Annotated in this window: 21 protein-coding genes, 1 tRNA gene and 2 pseudogenes; 12 read left to right on the plus strand and 12 right to left on the minus strand. The window is 70.0% G+C overall.

Annotation, left to right across the window (positions count from 1 at the left end; genetic code table 11):
- Positions 1–94: 94 nt before the first annotated feature.
- The 3 genes and pseudogenes from NAMU_RS00430 to NAMU_RS00435 all read right to left on the minus strand — a co-directional run.
- Positions 95–1,291 (minus strand): pyridoxal phosphate-dependent decarboxylase family protein, encoded by a 1,197-nt coding sequence (locus NAMU_RS00430; RefSeq protein ID WP_217180680.1) that lies wholly within the window; start codon positions 1,289–1,291, stop codon positions 95–97.
- A complete protein-coding gene (locus tag NAMU_RS30275) occupies positions 1,267–1,461 on the minus strand; it encodes a hypothetical protein (protein ID WP_217180682.1) in 195 nt (64 codons plus the stop codon). The genes NAMU_RS00430 and NAMU_RS30275 overlap by 25 nt, the downstream gene beginning before the upstream one ends.
- A gap of 5 nt (positions 1,462–1,466) precedes the next feature.
- Positions 1,467–2,399 (minus strand): annotated as a pseudogene (locus NAMU_RS00435) (APC family permease); the annotation flags it as partial.
- Positions 2,400–2,641: 242 nt separating this feature from the next.
- Between NAMU_RS00435 and NAMU_RS00440 the strand changes: the two are divergent.
- Positions 2,642–4,039, plus strand: a complete 1,398-nt coding sequence (locus NAMU_RS00440; RefSeq protein WP_041368276.1) for an IS110 family RNA-guided transposase — start codon at positions 2,642–2,644, stop codon at positions 4,037–4,039.
- 76 nt (positions 4,040–4,115) lie between these two features.
- Here NAMU_RS00440 and NAMU_RS00445 read toward each other — a convergent pair.
- The 3 genes and pseudogenes from NAMU_RS00445 to NAMU_RS00450 all read right to left on the minus strand — a co-directional run.
- A pseudogene (locus NAMU_RS00445) lies at positions 4,116–4,649 on the minus strand (APC family permease); the annotation flags it as partial.
- A gap of 284 nt (positions 4,650–4,933) precedes the next feature.
- Positions 4,934–5,089, minus strand: coding sequence for a hypothetical protein (locus NAMU_RS29685; protein WP_012813997.1), 156 nt, complete (start codon positions 5,087–5,089; stop codon positions 4,934–4,936).
- Between the two features lie 118 nt (positions 5,090–5,207).
- Complete coding sequence (locus tag NAMU_RS00450) at positions 5,208–6,002, minus strand: SDR family NAD(P)-dependent oxidoreductase (protein WP_012813998.1); 795 nt, start codon at positions 6,000–6,002, stop codon at positions 5,208–5,210.
- Positions 6,003–6,087: 85 nt separating this feature from the next.
- On the opposite strand from NAMU_RS00450, the gene NAMU_RS00455 reads away from it, so the two are divergent.
- Both NAMU_RS00455 and NAMU_RS00460 read left to right on the plus strand, forming a co-directional pair.
- On the plus strand, positions 6,088–6,705 hold the full coding sequence (locus NAMU_RS00455) for a TetR/AcrR family transcriptional regulator (RefSeq protein WP_041368278.1): 618 nt from the start codon (positions 6,088–6,090) through the stop codon (positions 6,703–6,705).
- Positions 6,706–6,772: 67 nt separating this feature from the next.
- Positions 6,773–6,855 (plus strand) — tRNA-Leu (locus tag NAMU_RS00460).
- 279 nt (positions 6,856–7,134) lie between these two features.
- Here the strand turns inward: NAMU_RS00460 and NAMU_RS29010 are convergent.
- The gene (locus NAMU_RS29010; protein WP_138179860.1) at positions 7,135–8,253 is read right to left on the minus strand and encodes a competence protein CoiA family protein; all 1,119 of its coding nucleotides are present in this window, start codon (positions 8,251–8,253) and stop codon (positions 7,135–7,137) included.
- 233 nt (positions 8,254–8,486) lie between these two features.
- Between NAMU_RS29010 and NAMU_RS00465 the strand changes: the two genes are divergently transcribed.
- A complete protein-coding gene (locus NAMU_RS00465) occupies positions 8,487–9,473 on the plus strand; it encodes an alpha/beta hydrolase (protein WP_012814001.1) in 987 nt (328 codons plus the stop codon).
- 4 nt (positions 9,474–9,477) lie between these two features.
- Here NAMU_RS00465 and NAMU_RS27975 read toward each other — a convergent pair whose 3' ends face one another.
- On the minus strand, positions 9,478–11,115 hold the full coding sequence (locus tag NAMU_RS27975; RefSeq protein WP_012814002.1) for an ATP-binding protein: 1,638 nt from the start codon (positions 11,113–11,115) through the stop codon (positions 9,478–9,480).
- A gap of 171 nt (positions 11,116–11,286) precedes the next feature.
- Positions 11,287–12,264 (minus strand): helix-turn-helix transcriptional regulator, encoded by a 978-nt coding sequence (locus NAMU_RS00470; protein ID WP_012814003.1) that lies wholly within the window; start codon positions 12,262–12,264, stop codon positions 11,287–11,289.
- Positions 12,265–12,394: 130 nt separating this feature from the next.
- Between NAMU_RS00470 and NAMU_RS00475 the strand changes: the two genes are divergently transcribed.
- The 6 genes from NAMU_RS00475 (at position 12,395) to NAMU_RS00500 (ending at position 17,943) form a co-directional block, all read left to right on the plus strand.
- Positions 12,395–13,396, plus strand: a complete 1,002-nt coding sequence (locus NAMU_RS00475; RefSeq protein WP_012814004.1) for an ATP-binding cassette domain-containing protein — start codon at positions 12,395–12,397, stop codon at positions 13,394–13,396.
- Positions 13,393–14,229, plus strand: a complete 837-nt coding sequence (locus NAMU_RS00480) for an ABC transporter permease (protein ID WP_083785584.1) — start codon at positions 13,393–13,395, stop codon at positions 14,227–14,229. The genes NAMU_RS00475 and NAMU_RS00480 overlap by 4 nt, the downstream gene beginning before the upstream one ends.
- 89 nt (positions 14,230–14,318) lie before the next feature.
- Positions 14,319–15,293 carry an SDR family NAD(P)-dependent oxidoreductase gene (locus NAMU_RS00485; RefSeq protein ID WP_012814006.1) on the plus strand — a complete coding sequence of 325 codons (975 nt, stop codon included), beginning with the start codon at positions 14,319–14,321 and terminating at the stop codon, positions 15,291–15,293.
- A 213-nt stretch (positions 15,294–15,506) separates the two neighbouring features.
- Positions 15,507–16,343 (plus strand): DUF2786 domain-containing protein, encoded by an 837-nt coding sequence (locus NAMU_RS00490; RefSeq protein WP_012814007.1) that lies wholly within the window; start codon positions 15,507–15,509, stop codon positions 16,341–16,343.
- Entirely contained in the window at positions 16,315–16,845 is a 531-nt protein-coding gene (locus NAMU_RS00495; protein ID WP_012814008.1) for a TIGR04338 family metallohydrolase, read from the plus strand. The genes NAMU_RS00490 and NAMU_RS00495 overlap by 29 nt, the downstream gene beginning before the upstream one ends.
- A 90-nt stretch (positions 16,846–16,935) precedes the next feature.
- Entirely contained in the window at positions 16,936–17,943 is a 1,008-nt protein-coding gene (locus tag NAMU_RS00500) for a pirin family protein (protein WP_012814009.1), read from the plus strand.
- A gap of 137 nt (positions 17,944–18,080) precedes the next feature.
- Here NAMU_RS00500 and NAMU_RS00505 read toward each other — a convergent pair whose 3' ends face one another.
- Positions 18,081–18,266 carry a hypothetical protein gene (locus tag NAMU_RS00505; protein WP_012814011.1) on the minus strand — a complete coding sequence of 62 codons (186 nt, stop codon included), beginning with the start codon at positions 18,264–18,266 and terminating at the stop codon, positions 18,081–18,083.
- Positions 18,267–18,530: 264 nt separating this feature from the next.
- Positions 18,531–18,905, minus strand: a complete 375-nt coding sequence (locus NAMU_RS00510; protein ID WP_012814012.1) for an ArsR/SmtB family transcription factor — start codon at positions 18,903–18,905, stop codon at positions 18,531–18,533.
- A 90-nt stretch (positions 18,906–18,995) separates the two neighbouring features.
- Between NAMU_RS00510 and arsM the strand changes: the two genes are divergently transcribed.
- Positions 18,996–19,778: an arsenite methyltransferase gene (gene arsM / locus NAMU_RS00515; RefSeq protein WP_012814013.1), complete on the plus strand. Its 783-nt coding sequence runs from the start codon at positions 18,996–18,998 to the stop codon at positions 19,776–19,778.
- Between the two features lie 4 nt (positions 19,779–19,782).
- On the opposite strand, the gene NAMU_RS00520 is transcribed toward arsM, so the two are convergent.
- Entirely contained in the window at positions 19,783–20,463 is a 681-nt protein-coding gene (locus NAMU_RS00520) for an arsenate reductase/protein-tyrosine-phosphatase family protein (protein WP_012814014.1), read from the minus strand.
- Positions 20,464–20,551: 88 nt separating this feature from the next.
- Between NAMU_RS00520 and NAMU_RS00525 the strand changes: the two genes are divergently transcribed.
- Positions 20,552–20,959 carry an arsenate reductase ArsC gene (locus tag NAMU_RS00525; RefSeq protein ID WP_012814015.1) on the plus strand — a complete coding sequence of 136 codons (408 nt, stop codon included), beginning with the start codon at positions 20,552–20,554 and terminating at the stop codon, positions 20,957–20,959.
- Positions 20,960–21,054 lie beyond the last annotated feature (95 nt).

Consider the following 21,054-nt stretch of genomic DNA (forward strand, 5'->3'; position numbering starts at 1 on the left):
GGCCGAAGTCGTTGACTTGCGGCTCAGGCGTCACATTCGGGGGGAGGTTGATCCGCGCGGGCGGAGTTGATCCGCGCGGGTAGGGGCGGGGCGGTCAGGCGGTGCGGTCGAGGATCTGCCGGACCAGTTCCATCGGGGTGTGCGGGTGCAGGAAGGCGAACCGGCCGACCGTCTCGCCCTCCCACTTGCTCGGCGGGATGAACGCGATGCCGTCGCGGTGCAGGGTGGTGGCCCACTCGTCGTAGTCGGCCGGGCTCCAGCCGACCCGGCGGAACAGCACGACGCCCAGGTCGGGTTCCCGGATGAGCTCCAGGTGCGGGGTGGCGGCGATCAGCTCGGCGGTCTGCCGAGCCAGGTCGACCGCGACCTCGATCGCCGACCGGTAGGCGTCGATGCCGTGCACGGCCAGCGAGAACCACAGCGGCAGCCCGCGGGCCCGCCGCGTCAGGTGGTAGGCGTAGTCGGTCGGGTTCCACTCGCCGGCCGGGTCGTCGGTGTGGATGACGTCCAGGTAGGACGCGTCCTGGGTGTGCGTGGCCTTGGCCAGCGCCGGCTGCCGGTAGAGCAGGGCGCAGCAGTCGAACGGTGCGAACAGCCACTTGTGCGGGTCCAGGATGAACGAATCGGCCAGCTCCAGACCCGCGTACTTGGGCTTGAGCGAGTGGGCGAAGATCCCGGAGCCGCCGTAGGCGCCGTCCACGTGGAACCACCAGTCGTGCTCGCGAGCGATGGCGCCGACGCCGGCCAGGTCGTCGACGATCCCGGCGTTGGTGGTGCCGCTGGTGGCGACGACGGCGACGACATCGCTCGGGTCGGGATCGGCCGCGATCGCCGCCCGCACGGTCGGGCCGGTCAACCGGTGGTCAGGCGTGCGCACCACGAGCGCATCCATCTCCAGCAGGCGCAGGGTGTTCACGATCGAGGAGTGCGCGTCCTCGCCGACCACCACCCGCGGCCGGCGTCCGGCCAGGGCGTCGCCCAGCCGATGCTTGCCGGTCTCCCGGGCCACGGCCAGCGCGGACAGATTCCCGGCCGAACCGCCGGAGACGAAGCAGCCGCCCGCCCCGGCCGGCATGCCGGCCTCGTCGGCGATGACCCGCAGCGCGCTGTTCTCGGCCGCGATCGCCCCGGAGGCCTCCAGCCAGGAGATGCCCTGGATCGAGGCGGAGGACACGACCATGTCGAACAGCAGGCTCGCCTTGGTCGGCGCGGCCGGGATGAAACCGAGGAACCGGGGGCTGTCGGCCGAGATGATGCTCGGCGCGATCACCGACGAGTAGACGCCGAGCACCTCGTCCGGCGGCCGCGGGTGTCCCGGATCAGGCCGTCGAGCTCGAAGGACAGCTCCTGGGCCGATCGGGTGCCGCGGTCCAGCGGGACCGGCGTCATCCGCAGCCGGTTCTCGGCGTAGGCCAGGATGCTGCGGACCATCGCGTCGGTGGTCTGGTTGACGGAGTGCATCGGGTTCAGTCCTTGTTCTGATCGGTGTTCGGGCGGGCGGGCGGTTCGGGCGCCCGTTCGGTGGCGTCGACGGTGAGTGGAGTGGGGGCGGCCAGCAGGCCGGCCCGCTGATGCCGGCCGAGGCGAGAGTGCCGGATCCCGTATGCGAAGTACCAGATCAGGGCGACGGCCACCCAGCCCAGGAAGACCAGCAGGGTGATCGGCCGCAGGTCCTTGATGATCCACAGGCAGCCGAGCGCGGACAGGATCGGCGTCACCGGATACAGCGGCACCCGGAAGGTGCGCGGCAGCGAGGGTTCCCGATGACGCAGCACCATCACCGCGATCGAGACGACCAGGAAGGCGACCAACGTGCCGACGCTGGTCATCTCGGCCAGGAAGCTGATCGGCACGAATCCGGCCAGCAGCGCGATGACGGTGGCGACCACGACGGTGTTGGCGATCGGCGTGCGGGTGCGCGGGTTCACCTTGTGGAACAGCTGCGGGACCATCCCGTCGCGGGCCATGGTGAACAGGATGCGGGTCTGCCCGTAGATGACGACCAGGGTGATCGAGAAGATCGAGATGACCGCGCCGGCCGCGAGCACGGTGCCGGGCCAGGACGCGCCGACGATGGTCTCCAGGATCTGGGCCAGGCCGGCCTCCTGACCGTCGAACTGCTGCCACGGCTGCGCGGCCACCGCGACCAGGCTGACCAGGATGTACAGGCCGGTGATGGTGACCAGGGCGATCATGATCGCCATCGGCAGCGTTCGGTGCGGGTTCTTGACCTCGTCGCCGGCCGTGGAGACGGCGTCCAGCCCGATGAACGAGAAGAAGATGATGCCGGCCGCGGCGGTGATGCCGGCCATCCCGAACGGGGCGAAATCGGCCAGGTTGTCGGTGTTCCAGCCGGTCAGGCCCACCCCGATGAACAGCAGCAGGATGGCGATCTTGATCAGTCACCCTGTCCCTTCCGGTGACGCCACGACGGCGTGAAAATGGGAGGTGGGTTGCCTGTCGACGCCGATTCGTTCGCTTGAGCTTCGAGCCCGTTGATCAGTCTGGCGCCGGGGCCCGACCTTGACGGGTCACGCACTGTTGCTTCGAGCACGCCGGTCAGATTTTCGGTTCCCGACCGAGGCCCCCGGGCAGCCCGCCGTGGCGGTGGTGCACCTCAGGGAAGGAGCGACGCGGTGTGATGACCAAACAGGTCGAGGAGATCCTCGACGAACCCCATGAACAGATCGTGCAGCGGGTCTGCGCGATCGACGTGGGCAAGGACTCGGGCACAGTCTGCGTTCGCGTACCAGCCGCGTCCGGGACGGGTCGGCGAGTGAGCAAAGTCTGGGACGTCCCGGCCCGAACCAGAGCGGTCCTGGGCCTGGCCGCACAGCTGTCAGACCAGGGCATCGAGAAGGTGACCCTGGAATCGACTTCGGACTACTGGCGGATCTGGTTCTATCTGCTGGAAGCTCATGGCCTGGACGTGCAGTTGGTCAATGCCCGCGATGTCAAGAACGTCCCCGGTCGCCCCAAAACGGACAAGCTGGACAGTGTGTGGTTGGCCAAGCTCACCGAGAAGGGGCTGTTGCGTCCATCGTTCGTGCCATCAGCGCAGGTCCGGCAGTTGCGCGACTACACCCGGATGCGGGCCGATCTGACCGGCGACCGGACCAGGTACTGGCAACGGCTGGAGAAGCTGCTGGAGGACGCCCTGATCAAGGTCACCTCCGTGGCGAGCAGGATCGACACCCTGTCCGTCCGGGACATGATTGAGGCCCTGATCGCGGGCCAGCGGGACCCGCGGGTTCTGGCCGGCATGGCCCGCGGCCGGATGCGGCTCAAGTACGCCGACCTGGTCGAGTCGCTGACCGGTCAGTTCGACGATCATCACGCCGAGCTGGCCCGGATGCTGCTGCATCAGATCGACACGCTGACCGATCAGATCGACGTCCTGACCGCACGCATCGAGGCACTCCTGGCCAGCTTGCCGGCCGGTAACACCCCCGATCCGGACCGCCCCGCACCGGATGGCCAAACTCGGCCCGGTACGAGGGCTAACGCACCCGCCGACGAGGCGGCCCAGCGCCGGACACCGCCGACGGCCGCAGACATGATCAAGATCCTGGACCAGATACCCGGGATCGGCCCAAGCAACGCACAGGTCATCATCGCCGAGATCGGGCTGGACATGAGCCGGTTCCCGACCGCTGGCCATCTGGTGTCCTGGACCCGGCTGTGCCCCCGCACGATCCAGTCCGGGAAACGATCAACAACCGGTAAGACCGGCAAGGGCAACCGTTACCTGCGCGCCGTGCTTGGTGAAGCGGCCGCGACCGGCGGCAAGACCCAAACCTTCCTGGGAGAACGCTATCGACGCCTGATCAAACGCCGCGGCAAACTCAAAACGATCGTCGCCATCGCCCGATCCATCCTTGTCATCATCTGGCACCTGCTCGCCAACCCCGGCACGACCTTCCACGACCTCGGCGTCGATTTCAACGACCACCGCATCGACATCGGACGCCGAACCCGTAACCACGTCCGGCAACTCGAAGCCCTCGGCTTCAACGTCACCCTGACCGCGGCCGCCTAAACCCGACACCCACCCAACCCGATGGTCACCACCACGGGTCACCCTTGGCTGCCCAACGGCACGTTGATTTTCCGGTCAGCACCATAACCGCGTTGACCTTCGCCGATTCGCTGGCCCCGCGGATGAGCAGCAGCGCGCACAGCCCGATCAGGATGACCGCGGGCAGGTTGACCAGGCCACCTTCTTCGGGCGCGTTGGACAGCGCTTCCGGGATGCGCCAACCGAACAGGTTGTTGAGCAGTTCGTTGAGGTATTGCGACCAGCCGACGGCAACAGCTGCTCCGGATACGCCGTATTCCAGCAGCAGGCAGGCGGCGACGACCATCGCGACCAGCTCACCCATGGTCGCGTAGGCGTACGAGTAGGACGAGCCCGAGACCGGGACCGCGCCGGCCAGTTCCGCGTAGCAGACGGCCGTCAGGCCGGCCACCACCCCGGCGATCACGAACGACCAGATCACCGCCGGCCCGGCGATCGGCACCGCCTCGGACAGGACGAAGAAGATGCCGGTGCCGATGGTGGCGCCGATGCCGAAGGCGGAGAGCTGGAACAACCCGATGCTGCGGGTCAGTTCGCTCTGGCCGGTCTCCGATCCGGATTCGGCCTCCATCTGCGTGACCGGCTTGCGGCGAAGCAGCTGGCGGGCCAGCGTCGGCCGGGACGGGTTCGTCAAGGGCGCTCCCAGGGTGCGCCGGTCGCGTCCTTGCGACCGGGGGGTGGGCGAATTCGCCGGTGCGGCAGTCCGGCGAGCGGTGGGGGTCGAGCAGGGGTGGCCGACGGCCCGGGACCCGGTCAGCGGGTGGGCGGGGTCAGCTCAGGACGCCGGGTCAACAGACCACGGACGGAACAGCAGGATGAGCGGGGCGGTGCGATGCCGGCGGGGCCGGCGTCCGGTCACCAGATGGCGACGGCCTGGCTCCCGAACAGCCGGAAGCGCTCCGGACGGGCCGGCAGGGTCAACGCACCACGGAACTTGGCGACGATCGCCGGGCGCTGCGGGACGAACGCCAGGGCAGCGCCAGACTTCGTCGGTCGCGGGGTGGTTGACATGGTGCGCAGATCCTGACAGAAGATCCGGCCTCATACCACCCCTTCAACCGGAAATTCTGTGGTGATCTGCGTCAAGTCTCTGGGAACTCGGCGGTGGCCGCGCCGCTGATCCGCTCGGTCAGCGAGCTGGTCGGACGGTGCGCTCGGCGACCCCGATCACCAGCCGCTCCGGGGAACGCGGCGACACCCACGCCATCAGGGCGTTGCGGCGGCCGTCGACGACGCTGGGTCGCCCCTGGGCCAGGGCCCGCAGGGCGGTGCCGACCACCTGTGCGGTGCTGCGCCGCGGGCCGACCGCGGCGTCCTCGTCGGCGACCTGGAAGAACTCGGTGTCGGTGGCACCGGGGCTCAGGGCCAGCACGGCGACACCGGAGCCCTTGGTCTCGGCCCAGAGGGCGCGGCTGAAGCTGAGCACGAACGCCTTCGTCGCTCCGTAGACGGCCATGTGCGGCACCGGTTGGAACGCCGCGGTGCTGGCCAGGTTGATGACGGCGCCGGCCTTTCGTTCGACCATGCCCGGCAGCAAGCGGCTGGTCAGGCCGACGACCGCGTCGACGTTGAGTGCCGTCATCGCCTCCAACCGCTCCGGCGGGGTGTCGACCAGATCCCCATGCGCGCCGAAACCCGCGTTGTTGACGAGGATGTCGACGGTGACCTGGTGGGTGGTCAGCTTGTCGGCGAGGTCGGCGGTTGCGCCCGGGCGGCCCAGGTCGTGCGGCAGGACCAGGGCGGTGACCCCATGGGTGTGCCGGAGCTCGTCGGCCAGCTCGGTGAGCCGGCCCCGGGAGCGCGCGGTCAACACGAGATCGCATCCGCGGCGGGCGAACTCGTGCGCGAACTGGCGGCCGATGCCCGACGAGGCGCCGGTGATCAGCGCGGTCCGGCCGGTCAGGTTGTTCAGATCAAGTGCCACGACGAGCCTCCGAATGTGTTAGCGGTGTCAACATGGGGAGCGTAGGACGCCAATGTTAGCGATGTCAACATGCGAGGATGGGGTCATGACGCGGGCCGGTCGAGCGAGCTACCACCACCCGGATCTGCGGGCCGCGCTGCTCGAACACGGCATCGCGCTGGCTCGCGAGGGTGGGCCGGAGGCGGTGTCGTTGCGCGACGTGCAGCGGCGGGCCGGCGTGAGCAATTCGGCGGCCTACCGGCATTACGCCGACCGGGCCGCGTTGCTGGACGCGATCGCCGAGCGGGCCAACGCGGACCTGAGCGGCCGGATGCAGGCCGCGCTCGACGCGGTCCCGGGCGACCTGTCGCCGGTGGACGCCGCCCGGGCCCGGCTGCGCGGACTGGGCCGGGTCTATGTCGGTTTCGCGTTGGATGAGCCGGGCCTGTTCGCCACCGCCTTCGGTGACCGGGACAAGGACCTGCTCGTCCACCAGCACGCCGGTGACGACCCGTATGTGCTGCTCGGGCGCTGCCTGGACGACCTGGTCGCGGCCGGTGGGCTCGAGCCGGGGCATCGCCCCTGGAGCGAGGTCGCGGCGTGGTCGGCGGTGCATGGCCTGGCCGTGTTGCTGGGCGGTGGCCCGCTGCGAGGGATGGCCCCGGCCGACCGGGAGGCGGTCATCGAACGGGTGTTGGACGTGCTGATCGCCGGGCTGACCTGAGCCCCAGGGGCGGAAGCCGAAAGGTGGTCGGAGGCCGGTCCGGCGCGTGCTAGCCTATTTCGCGCCAGGGCAAGTGGCGAAATGGCAGACGCGCACGGTTCAGGTCCGTGTGTCCGAAAGGACGTGGGGGTTCAACTCCCCCCTTGCCCACTCTGGTTGAGACAGACGATCAAGGCCCCGCCGGCGTTCGCGCCGCGGGGCCTTTGTCGTTGCTGGTCCGGCCTCGCCGTCCCAAGGTCCGCGGTGGCGCGACCTGGTGGATGACTCGAAGTGATCGTCCGCAGGGACCCGGCGGCGCATCCAGGACCGGGATCTGCCGGCCGTGCCGACTGCCAGGGTCGAGCGGGAAGGGGCGCGAATCGCCCGTACGCCACCGGCCGGATCATCAGGTGCCGGACGCGCGAGCATCTCGTGCGGTTCGTGTATCTCCTACACACCTGTAAGCCATGTCCGGAATCGGCGGAACCAGCCACGTTGTGTCGAGCCGCTCATGACCGACGGCGTGGGCGGGTCGACCTTGTGCGTCAACTCCGCCTGGGAAACGGCGTCTGCCGAGCCGGATGCCGGGCGGCTTGGGAAATCTTCAGGACCTGGGATTGAGGGAGCGGCCGCGACCGGGGGCGTGTCCGTCGGTGGCGCTTGGTCGGCAACGGCTAGTCGATCGGTCGCGACAAGAGCGGGCCACGCCTGAAGTGTGGGCGCGGGAACGCGGAGTTTCACTCTGGCTCGTGCCGCCCGCATCTGCTCGACCTCGTCAGGTCGTGCCCATCCGGAGCCGTACTTGAAGCCGACTTCGCGTGGTCCGAACCAGCGCCGTCTCCCGTCGAGCACCTCGCGAAGGAAGGTCTTGGCGTCGTAGTTTCCGGCGCTCACGAGAGTGAGGCCGTCGGCGCTGGGTCGCATCACCGTCGCCCCGATCGACAGCCAGACTCGATCGGAGTGGCCAGGATTCCACGGAGTGGCCGAAACGTGACGGCTGCCCTCCTCAAAGACCCGGACACGGGCGGCGGGCTGGCGAAACAGCTCCTTTGCCGCCTTCTGGCTCGACGCACTCTCCGGTAGGAGCCAGAGGACGTTTGCGCCGGTGGATTGGCGGGCCCGCGAGCGGTCGGCGAATGCGGTGGGCCATCGTTGAACCTCGATCGCCAGTGGCGGCGTGTTGTGGACCCAGACGTCGGCACGTGACTCGTAGTGCTCCTGGATCGCGGAGTGTCCGAGGTCTCCACACATTTCGGCGAGACGCTGCTGCAGCCAGCGATGCTCAGCGGAAGGAGGCCCACCGCTCTGCGCACGTCCGAGGGCATGCCCGCAGTCCGATGTCCCCGGCCGATTCCGGAGGAAGCGTGTTCCTGTCTTCCGCACCTCGACCGCGACCAGTTCCGCCCGACAACCCGGCTCCGGGCAGATCAGGTCGCCCAGGGGAAGTTTGTCGTCCCCGTGCATGAGCTTCCAATCGTCGTCGTCATAGACCCAGAGCGGGTGGGAACGCTGCACATCGCGGCGCATCGCATGCTGCTTCGTTCGCTGGGCATGGTCCCCGTGATTCATCGCCCCATCGTCGCGGCCGTATCTGACACTGACGACGCTGGCGCCTGGTCGTCACCGGGGCACGGGCTGGTGCCACGAGAGGTCGGCCACCTCGGGCGGTCTTCGGCCGGGAGCGTGCCTCCTGCCGACCGCAGGCCTGATGCGATCGGTACACCCGGGCCGGCCGTCGCGCTGCGCGGTCCGCGGCGGGGGCGGGTTCCGGGCATGCTCTGTGCTGTGAATCGGATGCTGTCATGACGTTCGCCGGCGGGTTCCGGCTGGCCATCGGCCTGCTGCTGACCGTCGGCACCCTCGGGGTGCTGTTCACCGCGCTGGATCCGATCTGGAACGGGCACCCCGCCTATCCGGCGACCCTGCTGGTCGGGACGGCCGTCGGGTTGGTGCTGATCGCGTCGGCGTTCTGGTCGCAGGGCCGGCCGGACGATCTGCCGACCGGTCAGGAGGTGACGCCGGCACGGCCGCCGCGGTGGCGGCGGGTCCTGCGGATCACCGGACGGGTGGTCGGCGCGGTGCTGGTCGTCGTCGTGCTGGCCATTCTGGTCTGGCTGCGCCCGTTCCCGGCCGGGGCGGGCGCACGGTCGGCCCTGACCGCCGATGCGTCCGTCACCGTCGTGGACCGGCCGACCAGCATCGAACTGGTGCCGGCCGGCACCCCGGACACGGCGCTGGTGTTCGTGCCCGGCGCCCGGGTCGACGCCCGCGCCTACGCCCAGATCCTGCGTCCGGTGGCCGAGGCCGGCCACCTGGTCGTCATTCTCAAGGCGCCATTCGGGATGGCGATCGCCCAACCGGGCCAGGCCGGCGGCGTGATCGAGGACCACCCGGAGATCGGCACCTGGGCCGTCGGCGGTCACTCCCTCGGAGGCGTCGTCGCGTCCTGGTACGCCCAGGATCATCCCGACCAGATCGACGGGCTGCTGCTGTTCGGCTCCTACTCCGATCGGGACCTGTCGGCGCGCACCGACCTGGCCGTCGAGTCGGTGTGGGGCAGCAACGACGGGCTCACCACCCCCGACGACATCGACCGCACCCGGGGCAATCTGCCGGCGACGACCGAGTTCACCGAGATCGTCGGCGGCGTGCACGCCTACTTCGGCGACTACGGCGAGCAGCCCGGGGACGGCTCACCGCAGATCGACCGGGACCAGGCCACCGCCGAGATCAGCGCCGCCGCGGTCGATTTCATGAACGGGTTCGGGGGCGCGAGGTCTGGTCGCTGATTGGCTACTTCTCGGCGAGCGTGTAGAAGGTTCCACGACGGGAACCATGCCGAACAAGAAGGCCGTCGTTGGTGAGCTCCGACAAGAGCCGAAGCGCGGCTGCGCGGTCAAGTCCTGTGCGCTCGCGGACCGATTCGTTGGTAATTGGAGCCGACTTGGCAAGGCCAATGACCAAAGATCGCAGGTCGTCCTGGGCAAGACCTAGTCCGGGAGGGGGTGCCAACTCGTGGGCTAACGAGTAGGTGGCGCCCCCGCGCTCTCCGTGCTGCTGTACGTATCCCATGGCCTTCAATCGACCCAGAGACGCTCGCGCATGAGTGCTGTCCACCCCTAACAATTCCCGCGCGACGGTGTTGGTGAGCAACTCACCTCGGGCGGCATGGACAAGCAAAAGGCGATCGTCGGGTCGGATGGATCCGCGGCGTTCGATCTCTGCCAGCCATGCACGTTCAGGGGGCGAAACAGCACTCCCTAAGGGCAGTACAACCTCGACATGGTGCCCATCGGTATCGAAGATCGGCTGGTTGAGCATCGCAGCAGCCATCTCATCTTGCATGACATCGACACCGCGCCCAGCGTCCTCAGCCAGACGCATCGCTCGTAGGATTCTGATGACAGTAGCGTTCCTCGAGGCGTTCTGTTGTCGCATATTGGCGATCGTCACTGGTTCGGGTAGGCCGCCTGGTGACTTGATGGTTACTCGATCCCGATGAATCTCGACTCGGATGGACTGACGTGCGCTTTCGTACGATCGATGGGCAACTGCATTTGCCAAAGCCTCACGGAGTACTGGTTGTGGAATACGTGGTAGTTCATGGCGGTAAAGTCCAAGGATGACGATATCCGAGCCGAGTTCTTTCATGATGTGTTCTGTGGCGTCTCCGACCTGTTGGTCCGCAGGGCCGGAGAATTCTATTCGAGAATCATACTCCTCGCCCGGATTTCTATAGCGGAAGATCTCGATGTAGGCTTTTCCGAGAACGTCGGCGGGCCGGGGAAGGAGGTAGAGAGCGCCGGCTACCGTCAGCGGGCTCCGTTCGGTGGGTGTGTCAATCAAACCGCCTTCGAACAATCGCGCCAATGTGCCCTCGGATCCCCAGCCGAAGGTCTCGATAAGTTTCGTGACTAGATTGGGATCGGCCGCTCCGATCAGCGTGTTGACAGGTGTTTGCTCGAAGCGGGTCAGAGCGCGTCCGGAAACAAAGACGGCGAGCTCATTCCCCATGAGGGCAGAGTTCATCGCTCCGCGACGTATGAGAAGTCGTCCGTCATGCATCTGCGCAAAGCCTTCGCGCCGTCGGTGGACGGCGAGGGCGAGAACGTGACGATCTTCGACTTGGAGCACATGTAGTTCGTATCGTCCTGGGTCGCGAACGGCTGCAACCGCCCGATGGATGCGTGCCTGTGTCTCGCCGTCGGAGCCAATGCCGGTTACTCGGCCCGTGTCGTTGACACCAAGGAGGACGACACCTCCGTTCGCGTTGGAGAACGCAGCGACGGCCTCTGCGACCTTGGACTCCGGGATCCCTTGCTTGAACTCGACGTAATCCCCCTCGCTGGGGAACGCCCGAGCGAAGTCGGCCTGACTGAGCACCATTGGAGCCTGGGCCGGTCCGAGCTCATGGAACAGTGGATATGCCATACTTGTTGCACCTCGTCACGTCGCGAAACAAGTATGGCATAACTCACGTGTTCGTTGCTCGATCGGCACGACGACGGCGGTCGGTGAGGGAAGTCGTGGGTACCTGTCGGACCCCCGAGGGTTCCAGGCAGCCAACAGCGGGGTCGGGTCGCTGACCTTCGAATGCCCGGGTCACGACCCGGCGGCGGCCAGGAACCGGCGGCCCAGGCGGGTGGCGGCCGCGCGGAGCTCGTCCGGGCCGACGATCTCCACCGGGACCTCCCACCAGGACACCCAGGCGGCCAGCCGTTCCCACGACCAGGACCCGCTGACCACCCGGGTGAGCTCCGGCCCGAGCGGCTCGACCACCGACTGCCGGCCGGCCCACGGGTGCACCTCGGCGGCCGGCGCGTGGATGACGAACTCGCCGCGGCAGGGCCATTCGCGGCCGCGGAAGGCGTCCTGCAGGTAGGAGGCCACGTCGCCGCCGGGCAGCGCGCGCGGCGTGAACCGGGGTCCGGTCGGCGTCTTCGGGGTCATCCGGTCCACCCGGAAGGTGCGCCAGTCCTGGCGGTCCAGATCCCAGCCGACCAGATACCAGCGACCGCTCCAGGTGGCCAGCTGATGCGGCTCCACCCGGCGCGGCGGTTCGGCGGCCCGCTCCTCGCCCGTCCAATTCGGCCGCTCGTACTCGAATCTGAGCACCTCACGAGCCCGGACCGCGCTGCCGACGGCGATGAGAACGGTGGAATCCACCCGGGGCCGCTCCCGGTCCGTGGGCACCGCGGTGACCTGCAGGGCGTCGACCCGCCCTCGCAACCGGGCCGGCATCACCTGGCGCACCGTGGCCAGCGCCCGCAAGGCGCCCTCCTCGATGCCCGAGACGCTGGCCGATGCGGTCTGCAGCGCCACGGCGACGGCCACCGCCTGCTCGTCGTCGAACAGCAGCGGGGGCAGCTCGGCTCCGGCGTCCAGCCGGTAGCCACCGTCCGGTCCCTTCGTCGCGCGGACCGGATAGCCCAGGTCGCGGAGCCGGTCGACGTCGCGGCGCACCGTCCGCGGGCTGACCTCGAGCCGCTCCGCCAGCACCTCACCGGGCCAGTCCCGGCGGGCCTGGAGCAGCGAGAGCAGGCGGAGAAGGCGGCCACTGGTACCCGGAGCATCGCTCATGAGGATCAGGATGCCCGCAATGGCGGACAGAAAGTGACCTGTACCAGGGTCATGCTGAACAGGTCCCGCCCACCACTGCGCCGACCCGGCGCGGTCCGGGAGCACCCATCCACGAGCACCGGGAGCCCGCATGATCCGCACCCGAAACCTGACCAAGGATTTCGTGGTCAGCCGCATCAAGACCGTGCACGCCGTGCGCGGCATCAGCCTGGACGTCGAGGACGGCGAGCTGATTGCCGTGCTCGGGCCGAACGGGGCCGGCAAGACCACCACCATGCGGATGCTGACCACCCTCATCGAGCCGACCTCGGGCTCGGCCAGCGTGGCCGGGCACGACGTCGTCACCGAGTCGGCCCGGGTGCGCTCGTTGATCGGGTACGTCGGGCAGGGCAACGGTGCCGGTCACATGCAGCGGGCCGTCGACGAGCTGTACAGCCAGGGCCTGATCTACGGCCTCGACCGCCGGGCCGCCCGGCGCCGGGCGGGTGAGCTGATCGAAGCCCTGGACCTGACGGCACTGGCCACCCGGAAGGTCTCAAGCCTGTCGGGCGGCCAGCGGCGCCGGTTGGACGTCGCGATGGGCCTGGTGCACAACCCGTCCCTGCTGTTCCTGGACGAGCCGTCCACCGGTCTGGACCCGCACAACCGGGCCAACCTGTGGGACCACATCCTGCAGATGCGACAGCGGGCCGCGATCCCGATGACGATCATGCTGACCACCCACTACCTCGACGAGGCCGACTCGATGGCCGGCCGGGTCGTCGTGGTCGACAACGGACAGGTGATCGCCGATGACACCGCCGAGGCGCTCAAGGCCGACCTGGCCGGCGACCGGGTGCAGGTCGGCCTGGACGGGCCGGCCCGGGTCGCCGACCTGGCCACCCTGATCGCCCGGGCGCCCGGCTGCCGGGACGTCGTGATCGACGGGGCCACCGTGACCGCGCGGGTCGCCGACGGGCCGCGCACCCTGCCCGACGTGGTGCGCGCGGCCGACCGGGCCGACCTCACGGTCGCCAGCGCACAGGTGTTCCGCCCCACCCTGGACGACGTCTTCCTGTCCCTGACCGGACGCAGCCTGCGGGAGGCCGAACTCGGTCAACCCACCGACGAGACGAGGAGCCCGGCCGCATGAGCGCCCCCACCACCACCACCACATCGACCCCGGCCACCGCGACGCCACCCGTCGGCGGCGCGCGCAAGCTGGTCCGCGACACCCACCTGGTGATGACCCGCGAATTGCGACCGGTGCTGCGGGACCCGTTCTCGGTCATCTTCGGGATGATCCAGCCGCTGGTCTTCCTGGCCCTGTTCGGGCCGTTGCTGGTCGGATCACTCGGCGGGCAGGCGCAGACCACCGTCGGGGACAGCGTCTGGCAGTGGTTCGTGCCCTCGATCCTGGTGATGACGGCCCTGTTCGGCACCACCACCGTGGGCGCCAACCTGCTGTTCGAGTTCCAGACCGGGGCGCACGAACGGATGCTGGTGACGCCGCTGTCCCGGCCGTCGCTGCTGATCGGCCGCGCGCTGAAGGAGATGGCTCCGCTGGCCGCGCAGGCGGTGATCATCGTGGCGGTGATGATCCCGTTCGGGTTCACCCTGTACCCGGCCGGCGCCCTCGTCGGGTTCCTGCTGCTGGCCGTGTTCGGCATCGGCATCGGCTCGCTGAGCTACGCCCTGGCCATCGCCGTCCGCAAGCAGGAGTGGATGTTCTGGGCCGTGCAGCAGACGGTGATCTTCCCGCTGATGATCCTGTCCGGCATGCTGCTGCCGCTGGAGACCGGGCCGGGCTGGATGCAGGTGGCCGCCAAGTTCAACCCGCTGACCTACCTGGTCAACGCCGAACGCGCGCTGTTCGCCGGCGACGTCGGGTCCGCGGCCGCGGCCTGGGGCTGGGTGGCGGCCCTGGGCACCGTGGCCGTCGGGCTGGCGGTCGGCATCCGGTCGATGCGGCGCAGCGCCGGCTGACCCGCGCATCCGGCCGCCCGGCGGGTCCGGTAAGCCTGGTGGCGCACGCGCCAGCGTGAGCGCAACGGCGACTGGGTAAGGATCGTGGCATGGCACGGATACCGCAGGCCCTGACCGGGGCGGCCGACCGGGTGCTCGACGCCCTCGTCGTGCCCGGTTACAGCAAGATCGGGGTGGCGGCGCGCCGGCACTGGTGGCCGGCCGACCCGGTCCCCTTCGCCCGCCGGGTCGACGTGGTGGTCACCGGGGCCAGCTCCGGCCTCGGTGCGGCGGCCGCGCAGGGGTTGGCGGCGCTGGGCGCCCGGATCCAGATGGTGGGACGCAAGGCCGCGCGGCTGGAGTCGGCCGCCGACCGGATCCGAGCGGCGGTGCCGGACGCCGAGCTGGTCGTTCGGGAGGCCGACATCAGCGACCTCGGCTCGGTGCGCGCGCTCGCCGCGACCCTGCGCGAGGAGTTGACCGACCTGCACGGACTGGTGCACTGCGCGGGTCTGATGCCGCCCGAGCGCACCCTGACCGACGAGGGGAACGAGCTCGCCTTCGCCACCCACGTGCTGGGACCGTTGCTGCTGACCACCGAGCTGCGGCCGCTGCTGGCCGCCGACGGCGACGGCCGGGTGGTGTTCGTGTCCTCGGGCGGGATGTACAGCGCCGCCCTGTCCGACGACTTCGATTCCAGCCAGGGCGAGTACAAGGGTGTGCGGGCCTACGCCCGGACGAAGCGGATGCAGGTGACCCTGACCGAGCAGCTCGCCCTGACCTTCGACCGGATCGACGACCCGGTCGTGCACAGCATGCATCCGGGTTGGGCGCAGACCCCGGGCGTCACCGACTCGCTGCCCGGGTTCGACAAGGTCGCCAAGCCCATCCTGCGCACCCCCGACCAGGGCGCGGACACCATCGTCTGGTTGGTCGCGGCGGCCGAGCCGAGCCGGTCGTCCGGCCGCTTCTGGCACGACCGGCGGGTCCGTCCGACCCACTACCTGCCGTGGCAGCACGACGACCCGGCGATCCGGGCGACGCTGTGGCGGGAGTCGCTGTCCCGGACCGGCGCGACCCTGTAACCCGGAGAGCTCCGGTTCGGGCGGGCCCGGCCATTACGCTCGGCGCGGTCGGCGGAGTTTGGCGGACCGGTCTTCGAACGTGTGATCGGTACTGTCGGTGCCCGATGGCAGGCTGTCGGCGACCCGGAAACCACCGGGTGGGTGCGACCGATCGGGGATGAGGCGAGGGATGAGCGGGCGGCGGCAGGATCCGATCAGTGGTGGTGACCGGCGTTGAGCGAGAAGGACCTGGCCCGGATCGCCGCGCTGCTGCGCAAGGCCGAGGGGACCGACAACGACCACGAGGCGGACGCCTTTCTGCAGGCGGCGCAGCGGCTGGCCACGCTGGCCTCGGTCGACCTGGCGATGGCCCGCTCGCATACCCAGCGGCAGGAACGGCGGCCGGTCCCGACCCAGCGGGCCATCGTGATCGGTGAGTCCGGCAAGCGCGGGCTGCGCACCTACGTCGAGCTGTTCCTGGCCATCGGCCGGGCCAACAACCTGACCTGCGACATCGCCCGCGATTCGACCCGGGTGCATGCGTTCGGCTTCGACACCGACATCGACATGGCGCAGACCCTGTACGCCTCGCTGGTGGTGCAGATGGTCCGGGCCTCCGACGCGTACATCAAGTCCGGTGACTACGCCGTGGAGAAGGTGATCAAACGGGTCGCGGTGACGACCCCCGGCCGGTCCGGCGGGTGGCGGCAGGAGTACCAGTACGTGGAGAAGCCGGTGCACGCCACCACCGCGCGGATCAACTTCCAACAGGCCTTCGCGCACCGCATCGCCGCCCGCCTGGCCCAGGCGCGGCAGGAGACCGAACAGCAGCTGATCGCCGAGCAGCCGGACGAGCAGGGTCGTGGGGTGGCGTTGGTCCTGCGCAACCGCGAGGTCGAACTGGCCGATCACTACCGGGCCCACTCGCAGGCCCGCGGCACCTGGTCCGGCACCCGCGCGGCGGCCGGCCAGGCCGAACGCTCCCGCCGGGCCGGTGATCGGGCCGGGCGGCGGGCGCGGCTGACCCCGGAGAAGGCGATCGGTGGGCAGCGTGGGGCGATCGACGGCTGAGACGGCGCCCCGCGACGGCCAGCGGGCCAAGGTCTACGAGGCCGAGCATCTGGTGCACCGGATCTTCGACCGGTCCGCCGAGTACCCGGTGGTGCAGATCGCCGGGTCGCAGCTGGTGCTACCGCCGGAACGGCGTTTCGGCTCGGTGCCGGCCGTGCAGGTTTACGTCCGCCGGGTGCTCGACCTGGGCTGGGTGCGCGCCACCTGGCCGCGGGCGACGGTGCCGGTCCGGGTGCGCGAGCGGGCCGGCTCCACCCAGGCGCACTACGAACGGGCCGGGGCGGTCATGGCCGTGCCGGGGTACCGGACCGGGTCGGGGTGGGCCCTGCGGGAGCTGGTGATCCTGCACGAGCTCGCGCATCACCTGGCCGATCAGGTCGAACCGGCGCACGGCGGGCCGTTCGTGGATCGGCTGCTCACCCTGGTCGACGGGGTGATCGGGGCCGAGGCGGCGCTGCTGATGCGGATCACCATGCTGGACGCCGGGGTGGCCATCGGCTGAGCTCGACCGGCCGGGCCGTGCGGCGGTCCGCCCAGGAGTCCGCTGGCCGGGTCCGGCCCGGCCGGGGCGGATCGGACTATCCTCGCCGGGATGACGAACGTCGAAACCGACCCCGCCGAACTCGTCTGCCGCAGCGGAGCCAGCGGCTCCGGCGCGGCCGGACCGGTCGAGATTCTCGAACCCCGGGACGTCCCGCTCGGCGGGATCCGGGCCATGACGGTCCGGCGCACCCTGCCGCTCAAGCAGCGGTCGCTGATCGGGGCCTGGTGCTTCGCCGACCACTACGGCCCGGACCGGGTGGCCGACAGCGGCGGCATGGACGTCGCCCCGCACCCGCACACCGGTCTGCAAACGGTGAGCTGGCTGTTCGAGGGCGAGATCGAGCACCGCGACTCGCTCGGCTCACACGCGATGGTCCGACCCGGTGAGCTCAACCTGATGACCGCCGGCCAGGGGATCTCGCATTCCGAGGTGTCAACGCCGGCCACCCAACTCCTGCACGGCGTCCAGCTGTGGGTGGCGCTGCCCGACGCGGCCCGGCAGATCGCGCCGTCCTTCGAGCACGTCGTGCCCGACGACGCACGCGACGGTGACGTCCGTTGCCGGGTGTTCATCGGCTCCTGGCTCGGGCTCTCCTCGCCGGCCACGGTGCACTCGCCGTTGCTGGGCGCCGAGCTGGTGCTGGCCCCCGGCGCCCGCACCGAGTTGCCGCTGACCGCCGAGTTCGAGCATGGCTTTCTGGTCGACTCCGGGGACGTCCGGGTGGACGGTGCGCCCGTCGGCCGGGCCGCGATGGCGTACCTGCCGCCCGGCACCCGCACGGTGTCGTTGAGCAACGGGGCCACCCCGGCCCGCTTGGTTCTGCTCGGCGGGGAGCCGCTGCGCGAGGAGATCGTCATGTGGTGGAACTTCATCGGCCGCAGCCACGACGAGGTGGTCGCGTTCCGGCAGCAGTGGCAGGACGAGATCGCCGCTTTCGCCGCCGGTTCCGCGCCCGTTACCCGCTTCGGCCGGGTGGTCGGCTATCCCGGCCGGCCGTTGCCGGCCCCGGAGATGCCGGCGATCCGCCTGCGGCCGCGCCCGTCGCCCGGTCGCTGACCCACTCAGGGCTCCGGATGGGCCGGGGTCGAGCCGGCGGCGGTCGTCGACCGGGCCGGGCCGCGATTGGCCAGGTTGACAAAGATCGCGATCGCCATGCTCACGCCCTCGGACCAGGTCACACGGGCTGCTGCCGGTCAGGCCCTGGGTTCGGCAGAGTCCTGCGTGGCCAGGGCGAGGATCTCCGGGAGCCGGTCGAGGCCCACCCCGGGCAGGACGAACAGCTTGCCGTCGCTTCGCCGGATCCGGATCGGATCCCCCGGAGCCGGCTGGAAGACCATGGTCACATCGACCCAGCGGATGGTGGTGAACCGCCGGACCACCGGACCTCGGTGGCGGTGACAACGACGACCGGAATGCACCAGGCGAGCGCCAGCAGGGCCACCCCCGAGGCCAGCCAGGGCCAGGCCCCCCGGACTCCAGTGGCCGACCGAGGAAGATCCAGACCAGGCCGACGACCGTCGCGCCGATCCGGTACAGCCGGGACGGCCAATACCACCCGATCGCCCGTTCGCGCCCCTGACTGCCCCCCATGATCGCGACGCTACGGCAGGTTTCTGCCCGTGGCGCGGGCATGGGCGGGGTGCCTACTCCGGAACGCCGGCCGGGGTGATCGCGGCGGCGACGGCGGCCAGCGCCCCCGGGATAAGTGAGAAGTAGGCCCACTTGCCACGTTGCTCCCGCGTCAGGAGCCCGGCGTCGGTGAGGACCTTGAGGTGATGCGAGACCGTCGGCTGGCTCAACCCGAGGGGCTCGATCAGATCGCACACGCAGGTCGCGCCGCCGACCGCATTCGCCGCGATCATCGAGACCAGCCGCAGCCGGTTGGGTTCGGCCAGCGCCTTGAGGACGCCGGCCAGCCGGTCGGCCTCGGCCGGGTCCAGGACCCGCCCGGGGGGCGGGCTGCAGCAGGCCGCCAGATCGGTCAGCGGGAGCGCCGGCCGGGCTCGGGTCGTGGTCACGCAGCCATCCTGCCAGATGTATTGACAGTCGTCGATGTGTGCTGCATGCTCGACATATCGATGTACGTCAATGTGTTGGAGGCGAGCGGGATGGCGACGGTGGATGAGGATCTGCGGGATCAGGTGCGGGACCGGTACGCGCGGGCGGCGCTGGCGGTGACCGCGCCGGCCGGGGCGGCCGACTGCTGCGGCGGCGGGTGCGGGGCGACCGTGCTGGACGACCCGGACGCGCCGTTCGGGGCCGGCCGGTACGAGCCGGAGCAGACCTCGGAGCTGCCGCCGGAGGCGGTGCTGGCCAGCCTGGGCTGCGGGAACCCGCTGGCCGTCGCCGAGCTCCGGGCCGGGGAGCGGGTGCTCGACCTCGGCTCGGGGGGCGGGATCGACGTGCTGCTGTCCGCGAAGCGGGTCGGGCCGACGGGGTTCGCCTACGGGCTGGACATGACCGACGAGATGCTGGTGCTGGCCAGGGCGAACGCGGCCAAGGCCGGCGCCGCCAACGTGGAGTTCGTCAAGGGGCACATCGAGGACATCCCGTTGCCGGACGCCGCGGTCGACGTGGTGATCTCCAACTGCGTGATCAACCTGTCCGTGGACAAGCCCGCGGTGCTGGCCGAGATGTTCCGGGTGCTGGCCCCGGGTGGTCGGATCGGCATCTCCGACGTGGTCGCCGAGGACCATCTCAGCGTCGCCGACCGGGCCGAACGCGGCTCCTACGTCGGCTGCATCGCCGGTGCGCTGTCCCGCCAGGAGTACCTGGACGGGCTGGCCGCCGCCGGCTTCGTCGACGCCGACGTGACCTTCACCCACGAGGCCGCACCGGGGCTGCACGCGGCGATCATCCGGGCCCGTACGCCCCGGCCGGCCGGCTCGTAGGACCTCAGTCGGCGGCCAGAGTGCGGACGCGACGGTCGATCTCGTCACAGGCGGCGTCGAACGCCGCATCGGTCCCGACCCGCACCGGATCCGGGATCGACCAGTGCAGCCGGGGCCGGGCCGGGTCGAGCTCCTCGTGCGCGCTGTCGCAGACGGCCACCACCAGATCGGCCGGCTGCACGACCTCGTCGATGTGCGCGGTGCGGGCTCGCCCCAGCCGCAGGCCGTGTCGGCGGCCCGCGGCGACCGCGCCGGGATGCACCCGTGGCGCCGGATGAGTTCCGGCGCAGGCCACCGGGATTTCGCTGACCCGGGCCCAGCTCGCGGCGGCCAGCTGGGAACGGGCGGAGTTGTGCGTGCAGACGAACACCACACGGGGTCCGGTGGGCAGCGGGACCCGGCTCGCCGGGTCGATCGGTCGGGCCAGGGCCTGGACCAGCGGATCGTCCAGCCGCAGCTGCACATAGGTCCGGCGCCGGTCGCCCTCGGACTGGACGCGGCCGATCACCCCGGCGTCCTGCAGCACCCGCAGGTGATGGGCGAGCAGGTTCGTCGGCAGACCGAGCGCGGCGCCCAGCTCGCCGGGCGAGGCGTCCCCCGGGAGTAAACGATCCACGATCGCCAACCGGGCCGGCTCGCCCAGCGCGGCGTGCATCCGGGCCCGCCGGGTCAGCTGTTCATCCATCGATCACCTCCATGACAATTGACTCAAGTATCGTTGAGATACTTGCTCAGGCCAACCCGTGGCCGATCTTGACCCGATGGAGGCGGCCATGTCCGACCGGCCCAGTGTCCTTTTCGTGTGCGTGCACAACGCCGGCCGCTCGCAGATGGCCGCCGGATTTCTCACCGCCCTCGCGCACGGTCAGGTGGAGGTCCGCTCGGCCGGATCGATGCCCGCGGACCAGGTCAACCCGGTCGCGGTGCAGGCCATGGCCGAGGTCGGAGTCGACATCGCCGACCAGCAGCCCAAGATCCTGACCACCGACGCGGTGCAGGCCTCGGATGTCGTCATCACCATGGGCTGCGGCGACGCCTGCCCGATCTTCCCCGGAAAACGCTACGAGGATTGGAAACTGGACGACCCGGCCGGGCAGGGGATCGACAGTGTCCGACCCATCCGGGACGACATCCGCACCCGGGTGCTGGCCCTGATCGACGAGCTGCTCCCCGCCCAGTGACCGCTCAGTGACCGCCCGGCCCTGGCCGTGGTGGGTGGCCGGCGTGCGGGTCCGGCGGGGCTCCTGATCGCCCGAATGGCGAAAACAGTGTTTTC

It is taken from the genome of Nakamurella multipartita DSM 44233 (genome assembly GCF_000024365.1).
GTDB lineage: Bacteria > Actinomycetota > Actinomycetes > Mycobacteriales > Nakamurellaceae > Nakamurella > Nakamurella multipartita.

What these genes read in the sequence shown, in the direction of transcription:
- NAMU_RS00525 (WP_012814015.1), top strand. Translation starts at nt 20,552, where the DNA reads ATGTCCGACCGGCCCAGTGTCCTTTTCGTGTGCGTGCACAACGCCGGC.
- NAMU_RS00475 (WP_012814004.1), top strand. Translation starts at nt 12,395, where the DNA reads ATGATCCGCACCCGAAACCTGACCAAGGATTTCGTGGTCAGCCGCATC.
- NAMU_RS29685 (WP_012813997.1), bottom strand. Translation starts at nt 5,089, where the DNA reads ATGTCAACCACCCCGCGACCGACGAAGTCTGGCGCTGCCCTGGCGTTC.
- NAMU_RS29010 (WP_138179860.1), bottom strand. Translation starts at nt 8,253, where the DNA reads ATGAATCACGGGGACCATGCCCAGCGAACGAAGCAGCATGCGATGCGC.
- NAMU_RS00455 (WP_041368278.1), top strand. Translation starts at nt 6,088, where the DNA reads ATGACGCGGGCCGGTCGAGCGAGCTACCACCACCCGGATCTGCGGGCC.
- NAMU_RS00465 (WP_012814001.1), top strand. Translation starts at nt 8,487, where the DNA reads ATGACGTTCGCCGGCGGGTTCCGGCTGGCCATCGGCCTGCTGCTGACC.
- arsM (WP_012814013.1), top strand. Translation starts at nt 18,996, where the DNA reads ATGGCGACGGTGGATGAGGATCTGCGGGATCAGGTGCGGGACCGGTAC.
- NAMU_RS00520 (WP_012814014.1), bottom strand. Translation starts at nt 20,463, where the DNA reads ATGGATGAACAGCTGACCCGGCGGGCCCGGATGCACGCCGCGCTGGGC.
- NAMU_RS00480 (WP_083785584.1), top strand. Translation starts at nt 13,393, where the DNA reads ATGAGCGCCCCCACCACCACCACCACATCGACCCCGGCCACCGCGACG.
- NAMU_RS27975 (WP_012814002.1), bottom strand. Translation starts at nt 11,115, where the DNA reads ATGGCATATCCACTGTTCCATGAGCTCGGACCGGCCCAGGCTCCAATG.
- NAMU_RS00485 (WP_012814006.1), top strand. Translation starts at nt 14,319, where the DNA reads ATGGCACGGATACCGCAGGCCCTGACCGGGGCGGCCGACCGGGTGCTC.
- NAMU_RS00470 (WP_012814003.1), bottom strand. Translation starts at nt 12,264, where the DNA reads ATGAGCGATGCTCCGGGTACCAGTGGCCGCCTTCTCCGCCTGCTCTCG.
- NAMU_RS30275 (WP_217180682.1), bottom strand. Translation starts at nt 1,461, where the DNA reads ATGCACTCCGTCAACCAGACCACCGACGCGATGGTCCGCAGCATCCTG.
- NAMU_RS00440 (WP_041368276.1), top strand. Translation starts at nt 2,642, where the DNA reads ATGACCAAACAGGTCGAGGAGATCCTCGACGAACCCCATGAACAGATC.
- NAMU_RS00500 (WP_012814009.1), top strand. Translation starts at nt 16,936, where the DNA reads ATGACGAACGTCGAAACCGACCCCGCCGAACTCGTCTGCCGCAGCGGA.